This is a genomic window from Mesorhizobium sp. M1E.F.Ca.ET.041.01.1.1 (assembly GCF_003997355.1).
GTDB lineage: Bacteria > Pseudomonadota > Alphaproteobacteria > Rhizobiales > Rhizobiaceae > Mesorhizobium.
Genome location: NZ_RZSL01000134.1, coordinates 1 through 12,920 on the forward strand (window position 1 = coordinate 1; position 12,920 = coordinate 12,920).

The following is a 12,920-nucleotide window of genomic DNA, read 5'->3' on the forward strand; positions in this document are numbered from 1 at the left end:
CCCTCATAGTCAAGCTCCTTCAAAAGGGCGTCGAGCGTTGTCGCCTCGACCTCAAGCGCTTCGCCATTGACGATCAGCTTCATTTTCAGACTCCAGGTCGGCAGATGAATTGAAGAGAAGACCGGCAGCCTGCTCGGCCATGGCCGGTGAGAGCAGGAAACCGTGCCGGTAGAGGCCGTTGATCGTGATCGCGCCGTCCTTCCGACGCTTCACCCGCGGCAGATTGTCGGGATAGGCGGGGCGCACGCCCACTCCTGTCTCGACGATTTCGGCCTCACCGAACGCCGGATGGAGCGCGTAGGCCGCGTTGAGGAGCTCCATCAGCGAACGGGCGGTGATCGGCCCGTCATGGTCGCTTTCGATCATGGTCGCGCCGACCATGAAGTGATGATCGGCCCGCGGCACGACATAGATCGGATGACGCGGATGGAGCAGACGCACCGGCCGGGCGAGCGAGACCTCACGCGTGCGGAGGAGCACCATTTCGCCGCGCACGCCGCGCAAGTCGTCGTCGGCTCGCGCGATGCCCGTGCAGTCGATCACCTGATCGAAGCCGGAAAGAGCAATCTCACCCGCCTCGAAAAGGAAGACGACGCCCATCGCGCGCAGCTTGCCGGCGAGAGCTTCGAGGACCCGGCGGGGATCGAGATGGGCTTCGCCGGCAAAGAACAGGCCCTGGCGGAAGCGACCGGCAAGATCGGGTTCGAGGGCGGCAAGCGCCTTTTCGTCGATGGACTGACAATTGCGCGTGCGAGCCGCAAAACGGGCAAGCTCGAAGGCGTCGCGCGCGTGAGCGACAACGAGAGTGCCGGCCCTTGTCACGAGCCCGGGCAGCGTCCTTTCCCACCAGTCGGCCGAAACCTTGCCGAGCGTGACAACCGCCTCCTCGGCGCTTTCGCGTTCGCACCAGGGGGCGAGCATGCCGCCGGCGAGCCAGGAGGCATTGCCGCCTATCTGGCTCCGAATTTCAGCAACCGTGACCGACGCACCCCGCGCGGCCAATTCGTGGGCGACGGTCAGGCCTGCCACACCGGCGCCTTTGACAAGGACGCGGCGCATGGCTCAGTGTGTCTCCCGATCTTTCTGCGCCAGAGCCTGATTTTCCGCCCCTGGCGGTTCGACTGGCATATAGAGATCGCCGCCTGCGCGATATTTCTCCGCCATCGCCGCCATCCCCTCCTTCTGCGCTTCCGCGCGAATGTCGTGGGAGATGCGCATGGAGCAGAATTTCGGCCCGCACATCGAGCAGAAATGCGCCACCTTGTGCGCTTCCTTGGGCAGGGTCTCGTCGTGGAACGAGCGCGCCGTCTCGGGATCGAGCGACAGGTTGAACTGGTCTTCCCAGCGGAACTCGAACCTTGCCCGCGAAAGCGCGTCGTCACGGATCTTCGCCGCTGGGTGTCCCTTGGCGAGATCCGCTGCGTGCGCCGCGATCTTGTAGGTGATCACGCCGGTCTTGACGTCGTTGCGATCCGGCAGGCCGAGATGTTCCTTCGGCGTCACGTAGCAGAGCATGGCCGTGCCGAACCAGCCGATCATGGCGGCGCCGATGCCGGACGTGATGTGGTCGTAGCCCGGCGCGATGTCCGTGGTCAGCGGTCCCAGCGTGTAGAACGGCGCCTCGCCGCAGACGGCGAGTTGCTTGTCCATGTTCTGCTTGATCTTGTGCATGGGAACATGGCCGGGGCCTTCGATCATCACCTGGCAATCTTTCGCCCAGGCGATCTTCGTCAATTCGCCAAGCGTCTCCAGCTCGGCGAATTGCGCTTTGTCATTGGCATCGGCGATCGAGCCGGGACGAAGGCCGTCGCCGAGCGAGAAGGAGACGTCATAGGCTCTGGCTATGTCGCAGATTTCCTCGAAATGCTCATAGAGGAAGCTTTCGCGGTGATGGTGCAGGCACCATTTCGCCATGATCGAGCCGCCGCGAGAGACGATGCCGGTAACCCGCCCGACCGTCAGCGGGATGTAGTGCAGCCGCACACCGGCATGGATGGTGAAGTAGTCGACGCCTTGCTCGGCCTGCTCGATCAGCGTGTCGCGATAGACCTCCCAGCTCAGGTCCTCGGCGATGCCGCCCACCTTCTCCAGCGCCTGGTAGAGCGGCACCGTGCCGATCGGCACCGGCGCGTTGCGCACGATCCATTCGCGAATGTTGTGGATGTTGCGGCCGGTCGACAGGTCCATCACCGTGTCGGCGCCCCAGCGGATCGCCCAGACCATCTTTTCGACCTCTTCGGCCATCGAAGAGGTGACGGCGGAATTGCCGATATTGGCGTTGATCTTCACCAGGAAATTGCGGCCGATGATCATCGGCTCGCTTTCGGGATGGTTGATGTTGGCGGGAATGATCGCGCGGCCGCGCGCCACCTCGTCGCGTACGAATTCCGGTGTGACGAAATCCGGTATCGACGCACCGAACGCTTCCCCATCCTGTTGCAGCTTGCCCCGCAGCATCTCGCGGCCAAGATTCTCGCGGATGGCCACGAATTCCATCTCGGGCGTGACGATCCCGGCGCGCGCATAGGCGAGCTGCGTTACCGCCTTGCCGGCCCTTGCCCTCAGCGGACGGTTGCGGACGGGAAATTCCGGCGTCAGGCGCTCTCCTGTCGCAAATCCGTTGTCCTCCGGCCTGACATGACGGCCGTCATAGGACTCGACATCGCCGCGTGCCACGATCCAGTCCTGCCGAAGCCTGGCAAGACCCTTTTCGATGTCCGTTTCAATCGCGGGGTCGGTATAGGGGCCGGACGGATCGTAGACCGTCACCGGCGGCTCGCCGGCGGTCGGGTGAACGGCGATCTCGCGCATCGGCACCCTGATCTGCGGATGGAGGGCGCCGGACTTGTGGATCTTCCGCGACGCCGGCAGCGGTCCGGTCGATACGGTCGGGGTCAAGGCATTCATTTGAGGCTCCTTTGCTCGTTGCATTGGAGACCCAGTTCTGTGCCGGAAGGATGAAAAGCCGCCTTGGTCCACCTGTGCGAACAGGTCTTCGGGCATGAACTCCCGCAAAGCGCTTGCACCGTCCCTACGCCAGTATGAACTGGATCAGGTTCAACGGGTCACTGCGCCGCAAAAGCCAGCAGTATCTCAGCCCCTTGCCGGGACTCCCCTGGTGAATGGCCTAGGTTGAACGGGCCGGCGTCATCTTGTCAAGCGTTCGACGGCAATCGCCGCTCATTCCATCGTGCGCGGAGCACGCGCACAAGCGCGTAAAATGCACTCACGGCTTGTCTCCAGGAACGACTTGCAGCGCCGCGCGACCGCCCCGACTGGCCGATGCCCACAGAGCCATCAGCGGCGCGGCCAGCAGCAGGAAAGGCGGCAGGAGATTGGGGAAATAGATGCGTGTATCGTGGATCGGGAAGACCGCGAACTTGGCGAGCACGCCAAGCACGAGCGCCGCAAGCAGGATGCCGGCGCGCCGGTCGAGCCGGAAGCCGGCGCGGTCGAGCCCATACCATCCGGCTAAAGCCAGCACCGAGACGCCGACCCAGTTGTTGACGGTGATGGCGCGCACCACCGAGGCGGCAAAGGCCTTGAGGTAGGCCGCCGCCGAGAACGGCGGTTCGAAACCGTCCATATTGTAGTGCTGCTCGATGCTGGAGAACCACAGATGCGGCCACCAGCCGGGATGCTGGGCCCAATGCGAGATGGCGAAATAGGCGATGAAAGATGCAGCGAAACCAGCCAGCGCGCCCCACGCCTTGTGGCGAAATGCGACAAGCAGCACGGCGAAGATGGCGAGGAAGACAATGTTGTCCGGCCGCGCCATGAAGGCGAGGAAAAGCAGGATCGCCGTCGCCGCCTCGCGCTTGCGCACATAGGCGAACAGCCCGCCGAGGAACAGCGCCGAGCAGAGAAGGTCAGGCGTCGAAGCCCGCGCGGCGTCGCCGAAATCGGACATGATCAGGACGGCGCCGACGACGGGCGCCAGCGCCAGCGCGCCTTCCGCGCGCAGCCAGGTGAGCGTGATCGCGCCGAACAACAGCACCGAGAATACCTGCACTAGCCGCATCGCCTCGACGGGCGACACGACATGGCTGAGCCCGGACAGGATCTCGGCGTAGAGGAACTTGATCCGGTACATGCCGAGCAGCGAATGGAAGTCGGCGGCGTTCTCTGTCATGTGGCTGCGGAAGCCGCCGCCATCATCGGTCAGCGTCTTGTAGTCGCCAGCCGACACGCCGGCTTTCACCGTGCTGTAGGCATAGTCGTGCAGCGCCTGCGGATCGGGATAGGCGCCTTCCTCGGCGATCGCCAGATAAGGCAGCATGTCCCAATTGGCGTCGGGCAGGAACCAGGCCGTCACGGCCGTCAACAGGATGTAGAGCGAGAAGGTCGCCGCGCCGATCGGCGCGGCCCATCTTGCGTAGGCTCCCTCGCCCCAGGCAAGACCGGCGCCGGTCAGCCGGTCGAGCAAATTGGCGGGAGCGGCCGGCGGCCTGGTCAGCATCGGCTACCTCAGCGGACCTGGCTTTTGACGAAATCCTTCACGATCGCCACGATGCCGCGCGACAACAGGCTGTCGAAGGCATCGACGAAGCGGTCGACATGCTCGCGCTGGCAGATCAGCGGCGGCTCGAGCCGGATGACGTTGCGGTTGTATTCGGTGAAGGCGACGAGCACGTCGTAGTCGCGCAAGAGCAGCGAGCCGACGAAGCCGGACAGCGAGCCCTTCAACTTGTCGTCGAGCACGCTCACCACCGGACGCAGCATCATCGGCAGGGTCTGCGAGAAATCGTGGAACTCGAGTCCGACCATAAGACCCTTGCCGCGCACGTCCTTGATGATCTTTGGATATTTCTCCTTCAGCGCCTGCAGCCGCTGCAGAAGGTAATCGCCGGTCGAGGCGGCGTTGTCGATGAGGCCCTCGTCATAGAGGATGTTCAGCGCCTCGATCGCGGTGACGCAAGCCTCGCCCATGCCGCCGAAGGTCGCCATGGCATGGATCATCGCCGTCTTCGGCGTGCCATAGGCCTTCATGTAGACGTCCCGCTTGGCGATCATGGCGCCGACCGCCGCCTTGCCGCCGCCGAGCGATTTCGCCAGCGCAGTCACGTCCGGCACGACGCCGTAATGCTCGAAGGCATAGAAGCGGCCGCTGCGGCCATAGCCGCACTGCACCTCGTCGGCGACCCACAGCACGCCATGCTGGTCGCAAAGCGCGCGCAGCTTCTGCCAATATTGCGCCTCTGCCTGGATGATGCCGCCGCCGCCCTGGATGGTTTCCAGCACGATGACGCCGATCCCGGGATCGCTTTTGAACAGGCGCTCGACCGCGTCGATGTCGGCGAAGGGAACACGCACGACATTGTCGGCCACCTTGAAGTCTGCACGGTAGAGCTGACCGTCGGTGATCGCCAGCACGCCCTTGGTCTTGCCGTGGAAAGAATTCTCGGCATAGACGACCTTCGGCCGCTTAGGCCCCGCGGCGCGCTCGGCGAGCTTCACCGCCGCTTCCATCGCCTCCGAGCCGGACGAGCCCAGGAACACCATGTCGAGCTCGCCGGGCGAGCACTTGGCGATGTTGTGCGCGAGCGCTGCCGCATATTGCGACATGAAGGCGATGGCGATCTCCTGGCGCTTCTCCTCCTGGAATTTGCGACGGGCTTCCAGGATGCGCGGATGGTTGTGGCCGAAGGCCAGCGAGCCGAAGCCGCCGAAGAAGTCGAGGATCTTGCGGCCGTTCTGGTCGATGTAGAACATGCCTTCAGCGCGCTCGATCTTGACCTTATGGAAGCCGAGCAGCTTCATGAAATGCAGCTGGCCCGGGTTGAGGTGGGCCTTGAACAGGTCCGTGATGCGGGCGACGTCCATCGCCTTGGCCTGCTCGACGCTGATCAGATCCGGCTTGGCGATGGTCGAGGGCGACAGCGCCGGCGCTTCGACCAGCGCGCGTGTGCCCGTGTGTTCCGGCTTGGCCATGACGGTCATCTCGAAAATCTCCCCTTCGCCGTCTCATTCGGCAGGAACGTGTTCGGTGGCGACTGCGTGGCCGTCCTTTTTGGCGCGATATTCGCTGTAGGCGGCGATCAGCATGTCCTCGTCGCGGTATTGCGGCACCCAGCCGAGCTGACGCTCGGCCTTGGACACGTCGAGCACGCATTCCTCGTCGGCGATCAGATACTGTTCCGGATCCATGATCGGCATGTTCATGAGATCGAGCAGGTCGAGCGTGCGCTTGACCGCCCAGCCCGGCGTCGGCAGCAGAATCGACTTGGAGCCGGCATGGCGGATCAGGTCGCCGAGCAGCTTCCTGACCGGCGGCGGGTTGAGCGAGCCGAGATTGTAAGCCTCGTTCGGCACGCCGGCTTTCCATGCCGCGCGGGCGGCTTCCGCACAGTCGAACACCGAGATGAACTGGTAGGGGTTCCTGCCCGAGCCGATCATCGGCACGGGAAAGTTCCAGTCGATCAGCTTGAAGAGTTTTTCCAGAATGCCGAGGCGCCCGGGGCCGATGATCAGCCGCGGCCGGAACAGCGAGATCGACATGCCGCGCTTGCGCCATTCGGCGGCGAGCTCCTCGGTTTTGAGCTTCGACAGGCCATATTCGCCGAGCGGCGCGACCGGATGATCCTCCGTCATCGGCAGCACCACCGTGTGGCCGTAGATCATGTCGGTCGTGTAGTGGACCAGCTTCGAGGCGCCGGCCTTGTCCATCGCCTGGATGATGTGCTCGGTGCCGTGGAAATTCACCGGGAAGAAGAAGTCGTGCCGCTTGGCGCGCACCTGTATCGGCGACAGCATCTTGGCCGACAAATTGTAGACCATGTCGTCGGCTCTGAGGCCCAGTGCCGCGACCGATGCCGGATCGGTGACGTCACAGGTGACGAAACGCACCGAACGATAGTGCGGCAGGTCGCTCTTGACGATGTCGGCGACGACGACGTTCTCGCCGTCCGCGGCAAGCTTGGGAGCAAGATGACGGCCGACGAAGCCGTCGCCGCCAAAAATCACATGTCTCATCGAACGATCTCGTTTGTGCCGATCTTGTCGGGGGTGATGGAAGCGGCCTGGTCCTCATGCCCGCGACCGCCCAGATCGCGACCACTTTGAGCGATCAAGATTGTGCCGACGCAGATGCAGGCGATGCCGGCGATGCGCCAGCCATTGAGGTCCTCGCGGAACACGAAATAGGCAAAGACGGCGACCGCGACATAGGCGAGGCTGAGGAACGGATAGGCGAAGCTGAGCTCGACCTTCGACAGTACGTAAAGGTGCGAGGCCATCGAGATGACGAAGGTGCAGAGGCCGAGGAAGACCCACGGGCTGAACACGACCTGCAGCAGCTTGACGAACGGATTGGCGCCGTCGAACGAAATCGGCCCCAACGACATCATGCCCTGCTTCAGCATCAGCTGCGCAGCGGCATTGGTCATGACCGTGAAGAGAATGAAGACGATGTATTTCATTGTTGCCACCCCGCCCCTGAGCGGTCCTACTACAAACCTGCAAATATTTGGTGAAATCACATGTCTATTTTGAGTAAACTTCGATCTTAACGCTTCATTTACCAAGATCTACTCAAGTTCGATCTATTCCGCAGCCTCCGCGGCACCTCGTCGAACATCCAGTTTTTTCGCTGTCCGCGCCCAGAAACCCGACATGAAAGCGGGATCGCGAAGCGCCTCCAGCCGCTGCCATTCCGGGAAGGACGCGGCGAAGGTTTCGGGTTCCATGCGCGCATCCTTGTAGGGATTGACGGCGCCGCCGGCCTCGACCGTGATGCGGTCGAGTTCGGCGAGCAGCCGCAGCGTCTTTTCACCCCTGTTGGGGAAATCGAGCGTCAGCGTGTAGCCCGGCCGGGGAAACGACAGCAGTGTCGGCGAACGGACGTCGCCAAACCGCTTCAGCACCGTCAGGAAGGAGCCTTGCCCGGAGCACCGCGCCGCTTCGAGCAGGGCCGGCACGGCGCGCCGGGCGACGACCTCCGGCACCACGCTCTGGTGCTGGAAAAGCCCCCGCGGTCCATAGAGGCGGTTCCAGTCGCGAACCCCGTCGAGCGGAAAGAAGAAGCCCTGGTAGCCCGCCTGGCGCGCATCGGACGAACGGCCTTTCTTCCACCGATAGGCAGCGTTGAAGGCGGTCAGGAACGGCCGGTTGAGCACGTTGAAGGGCGGCCGCACGGGCACCGAAAGCCGGCTGCCCGCCAGCGCCGCGGCATGCGATCCATGTTCGGCATGGTTGCCGGTCAACAGCAGCCCGCGTCCCCGCCCGTGGCCGCCGGCAAGCTGATCGATCCAGGCAACGGCATATTCGTTGGCGCGGTCGGCCGCATCGGCAAGATCGAAGAATTCGCCGAGGTCGCGAAACCGGGTCACCTTCTCGACGATGTCGAGCGACGGCACGCGCATCAGCCGGATCGAGGCCGACAGGATCAATCCGGTCAAGCCCATGCCGCCGATCGTCGCCATGAACAGATGGGCATTGTCGGTGTCGGAGCAGCGATAGGTCCGGCCGTCGGACCGCAGCAAGGTGAACGATTCGACATGGCAGCCGAACGTGCCGCGCCGGTGGTGGTTCTTGCCGTGGACATCGTTGGCGATGGCGCCGCCGATCGTCACGAACTGCGTGCCTGGAACCACGGCCGGAAAGAAGCCGTAGGGCGCGGCATGCGCGATGATGTCGCAAAGCAGCACACCGGCATCGGCCTCGATCACGCCGGTCTCGGCGTTGAAAGAACGGATACGGTCCAGCGGCCGCATGTCGACGACCATGCCGGCGTCGTTCTGGCAGCTGTCGCCATAGGAGCGGCCATTGCCGTAGCCGATGAGCGAGCCGGGCTTTGCCGCGCCGCTCTTCAACAGCGCAACGGCTTCGTCGGCCGGCATCGCCCGGCGCGCCGGCGGCGTCGTCAGCCCAAAGCTGCCGAAGCGTTCGCCACCCATCCTCACCAGCCCCAGCCTCCGACCATCAGAAGCGCCGCGCCGATGGCAACGACGATCTGGCTGCGCCAGTCGCTGATGATGAAGACGACCGGGTCGTCATGCATCTCGTCGCGGCGCGCGAGGATCCAGACGCGCATGGTGAGGTAGAGCACGATCGGCGCGAGCGGCCAGACCAGCCAGGGATGCGGATAGAGCTCGCGCACCGAGACGCTGTCCATATAGAGCGCCAGCACCAGCGCCGAGGAGAAGGCCGAGGCCATGCCCGCCTGGGCGACGATCTCCTGGTCCTCGGTGCGGTAACCGCGGCCGGCGATCCGCTCGCCGGCGGGGATGGCGGTCGTGCGCAATTCGACGAAGCGCTTCACCAGCGCCAGCGACAGGAAGAAGAAGATCGAAAAGGCGAGCAGCCAGAAGGAAACGTCGACGCCGGTAGCGGCCGCGCCCGCCAAAACGCGGATCGTGTAGAGGCCGGCGAGCGTCAGGACATCGACCAGCAGCATGCGCTTGAACGACAGCGAATAGGCCGTGGTGACCAAGATGTAGCCGCCGAGCACGCCGAGGAACTCGATCGGCAGCAGGCAGCCGGCGGCGATGCCGATCGCTAGCAGCGCAATGATGGCGCCGAGGCCGAACGGGATCGACAGCGCGCCGCTGGCGAATGGCCGGTTGCGCTTGGTCGGATGCTTGCGGTCGAGCGCAAGGTCGAAGAAGTCGTTGACGATGTAGATGGCGGACGCCACGGCGCTGAACGAAACAAATGCCAGGAGGCACTCCCAGATCATGCCGAAGTTGAAATACTCATGCGACAGCACCATCGGCACCGCGATCAGCGAATTCTTCAGCCACTGATGGACCCTCAGCATCTTGACGTAGGTCTTCAGCGTCCGCTTCGGCGCCGGCATGGTCTCCGCGCCGTGCGCCGCCTGCCAGCGCTGGGCGCTGCGGTCCGGCGCCACGACGATCACGTTGCGGGCGGCGTCGAACACCTTGAGATCGTGGTGGCTGTTGCCGGCATAGTCGAAGCCGGCATCGCCATAGGCGGCGGCCAGCGACGCCCGCTTCCTGCCCGACGTCAAATTGTGCGGCCCGTCCGTCGCCAGCACGCGATCGAAGATGCCGAGATGGGCGGCGATCGCCTCGGCGAACTTGCGCGGCGTGCCGGTCGCCAGCACGATCTTGCGGCCTTCCTCGTGTTCGGCCCGAAGACGTGCCAGCAATTCAGCCCGGTAGGGCAGCGAAGCCGGATCGATGTCGATGCGCTTGGCTATTTCCTGCTTGACCCGCGCGGGCCCGCCAGCCAGCCAGAGCGGCACCAGAAAGAGATAGAGCGGGTTCTTCTTGAGGAGGATGAACAGGCCTTCCCACAGAAGGTCCGTTGCAATCAGCGTGCCATCGAGATCGACCGCAAGCGGGATTGCGTTCCTGTCCGACCGCGCGTCCATTGTCCTGCCCTGCTAACCCCGCGCCGCGTGTCGGCGTCCTTGCAGCGGATATAACGGGAGATGGCGGAGCGAACGTTAAAACGCCCGGTTGCAACGCGCTGGACGAACAGTATTTCCGGCGTCATCGTTAAGCAGCGGCTACCGGAAACGATAAAAGGCCGGACGTCCGTCCGGCCTTTGCCGATCATGTTGCAGGTTTTACTTGATACGGGCAACGCCGCCCGAGATCTCGACGGTTTCGGAACCGGTCAGCGCTTCGAGGTCGCCATTGGGCAGGGTGACGAAGCAGCCATTCGGGCAGAACTCCACCGTCTCGCCGGCGGCCAGCGCCAGCTCGGTCTTGCCGCCGCCTTCGGTGACGATCAACGTCCGCGTTTGAGCGTCCTTGTTGACCGCGCTGGCGGCAAAAGCCGAACCGCCCATAGCCAGGAAAGCGATAGCGGTAACGACAGACTTCCACATTGCAATTTCCGGTGTTTCCACACCGCCTCTGTTGCACTTCGCAAGGCATTCTCGCCCTTTGCGTGAGAGCTTATATGAGATGCAAGCTGAACCGCAACTGAATGCCGCATTCATGCCACAATTGGTTTTGGCAGCCGGATGCAGCGCCCCCGAAGGTGTATCGAGATTCGGGGGCAGGCCGTGTCGAAAATGGTGGTTTCCGAGAACCGGCCTACGCCGGCCGTAGCCTTCATAGAGCGGAGACCCTTATGAGGGCTTCGGCCGGCGAAGGCCGGAGCGGAGCGTACTTGAAAGTACGTGAGCACCGGAAGCGCAGGTAAGCACCATTTGCAGGCCGGTCTCACCCCGAATCTCGATGCACCCTAGCCCGGATCGGGCTTGCGCCCTTTGCGCTTCATCTTGGCGAGCCGTGCCTGCTCGGCCGCTGCTTCCGCCTCCAGTCGCTCGCGCTCGGCAAATTCCACCTCGATCTTGTCGTCGTCGATCGGCCAGGACTCCTGCTTCTTGGTCTCGACCACGGCGCGCGGCGTCGACGGGATCTCGATATGCTCGTCCTCGAAGATATCGAGGATCGCGAAGCGGATGTCGTTCTGGACGATGCTGCCGTTCATCACGTCGGCCACGAACACCCGGATTTCGAACTCGAGTGCGGCCGCCCCAAAATTGCCGAAGAGCACGAAGGGCTCCGGATTCTTGAGCACCATGGGATGTCCGCGCGCGATATCGAGCAGAAGCGCGTGGACGCGCTTGACGTCGCTGCCATAGGCGACGCCGACCTTGATATCGACGCGGCCGAGCTTGTTGCGATGCGTCCAGTTGCCGACGGCATTGTTGATGAGGTTGGAGTTGGGCAGAATCACCGACTGCCGCTGGAACGTCTCGATCTCGGTGGCACGCACGCTGATCTTCCTGACCGTGCCGCTGATGTCGCCGGCAACGATCCAGTCGCCCACCTTGAACGGACGTTCGGCAAGCAGGATCAGGCCGGAGACGAAATTCGAGACCACGTTCTGCAGGCCGAAGCCGATACCGAGAGAGAGCGCACCGGCGACCAGCGCCAGATTGGAAAGATCGATGCCCGCCGCCGATATGCCGACGAGCCCCGCGAGCGCGACGCCGGCATAGCCCACGGCCAGCCGGATCGAGTTGCGCACCCCGGTGTCGACCTTGCCGCGCGCCATGACCGACCCGTCGAGCCAGCCCTGGAACCAGCGCGTCAGGAAATAGCCGATGGCGAAGACTACGATGCCGGTGAGGATGCCCAGCACCGAGATGGTGACGGAACCGATCGTGACGCCCGTGGCCAGCTTGTAGGCCCAAGCCTCGATATCGCCGGGCTGGAAGCCCCACATCAAAAGGATCAGCGGCAGGAACACCAGCACGATCATCAGGTTGATGGCGATGCTGACCACCAGGCCGAGTTGGTCGAGCGCGGTGTCCTCATAGCTGGAATTGGCCAACAGCCAGCGCCCGACCGAAGTGTCGGCGAAGCCGCCCTCCTCGCCGATCGCCCGCGCCGACAGGAAGCCGATATAGGCGGTGACCAGAGTGGTGCCGGTGACCACGACCTGCACCGACACGAAAAGCGCAAGGCCGATATAGCCGAGCAGCGCCGCCGCGATGGTGGACAGGCCGAGCCCGATGGCAACGAAGCGAAGCCATGCCGGCCACGGCCGCCGCGAACCGTCTTCTGCCCTGAAAGGCCTCAGCGATCCCATCAGGATCAGGATGACGCCGACGATAATGGTGGCGACGAAGCTTCGAGCAATCGTCAGCGAGAGCGGCGAGCCCATCTTTTCGTTGACGACCGACAGGAAGTAATTGAAGCCAAGAACCACGGCCATGGCGGTGGCCAGCCGCACCAGCCAGCGCGCCGGACCGGTTGCGACTGGAATCAGCCGCCAGTTCGGCAGTCGCGGCTCCAGTGCCGCGTTGGTCAGCCGGTTGACGCAAAACACCATCGCGACCACGGCCAGCAACGCATTGAGGAATGTGCCGATGTCGCCGCGCAGCACGTTATAATAGTTGAAGAAGAACACCGCCGAGGCGAAGAACACGGCGAGCGCCGCTGTCGGCAGCAGCGTCGACCAGAACGCCACGGACAGCCGGCTGAGGTATGAAG

Annotated in this window: 10 protein-coding genes and 1 riboswitch; all 10 genes read right to left on the bottom strand. The window is 63.7% G+C overall.

Features of this window, described 5'->3' with window-relative positions; translation table 11 throughout:
• Positions 1 to 51: 51 nt before the first annotated feature.
• Positions 52 to 1,059 carry a glycine oxidase ThiO gene (thiO, locus tag EOA38_RS13800; protein ID WP_127299431.1) on the bottom strand — a complete coding sequence of 336 codons (1,008 nt, stop codon included), beginning with the start codon at positions 1,057 to 1,059 and terminating at the stop codon, positions 52 to 54.
• Between the two features lie 3 nt (positions 1,060 to 1,062).
• Positions 1,063 to 2,907, bottom strand: coding sequence for a phosphomethylpyrimidine synthase ThiC (gene thiC, locus EOA38_RS13805; RefSeq protein ID WP_127299432.1), 1,845 nt, complete (start codon positions 2,905 to 2,907; stop codon positions 1,063 to 1,065).
• A gap of 103 nt (positions 2,908 to 3,010) precedes the next feature.
• A riboswitch (TPP riboswitch) is annotated at positions 3,011 to 3,127 on the bottom strand.
• Positions 3,128 to 3,226: 99 nt separating this feature from the next.
• On the bottom strand, positions 3,227 to 4,459 hold the full coding sequence (locus EOA38_RS13810) for a hypothetical protein (RefSeq protein ID WP_127299433.1): 1,233 nt from the start codon (positions 4,457 to 4,459) through the stop codon (positions 3,227 to 3,229).
• Between the two features lie 8 nt (positions 4,460 to 4,467).
• A complete protein-coding gene (locus EOA38_RS13815) occupies positions 4,468 to 5,940 on the bottom strand; it encodes an aspartate aminotransferase family protein (RefSeq protein ID WP_127299434.1) in 1,473 nt (490 codons plus the stop codon).
• Positions 5,941 to 5,964: 24 nt separating this feature from the next.
• Complete coding sequence (locus EOA38_RS13820) at positions 5,965 to 6,972, bottom strand: NAD(P)-dependent oxidoreductase (RefSeq protein WP_127299435.1); 1,008 nt, start codon at positions 6,970 to 6,972, stop codon at positions 5,965 to 5,967.
• Positions 6,969 to 7,418: an EamA family transporter gene (locus EOA38_RS13825; protein WP_127299436.1), complete on the bottom strand. Its 450-nt coding sequence runs from the start codon at positions 7,416 to 7,418 to the stop codon at positions 6,969 to 6,971. The genes EOA38_RS13820 and EOA38_RS13825 overlap by 4 nt, the downstream gene beginning before the upstream one ends.
• Positions 7,419 to 7,541: 123 nt before the next feature.
• The gene (locus tag EOA38_RS13830; RefSeq protein ID WP_127299437.1) at positions 7,542 to 8,894 is read right to left on the bottom strand and encodes an FAD-binding oxidoreductase; all 1,353 of its coding nucleotides are present in this window, start codon (positions 8,892 to 8,894) and stop codon (positions 7,542 to 7,544) included.
• 2 nt (positions 8,895 to 8,896) lie between these two features.
• On the bottom strand, positions 8,897 to 10,336 hold the full coding sequence (locus EOA38_RS13835) for a UbiA family prenyltransferase (RefSeq protein WP_126093266.1): 1,440 nt from the start codon (positions 10,334 to 10,336) through the stop codon (positions 8,897 to 8,899).
• Positions 10,337 to 10,534: 198 nt separating this feature from the next.
• The gene (locus EOA38_RS13840; protein WP_126093265.1) at positions 10,535 to 10,798 is read right to left on the bottom strand and encodes a hypothetical protein; all 264 of its coding nucleotides are present in this window, start codon (positions 10,796 to 10,798) and stop codon (positions 10,535 to 10,537) included.
• Between the two features lie 362 nt (positions 10,799 to 11,160).
• The coding region (locus EOA38_RS13850) for a mechanosensitive ion channel domain-containing protein (protein WP_145965957.1) at positions 11,161 to 12,920 on the bottom strand (1,760 nt) is incomplete at its 5' end.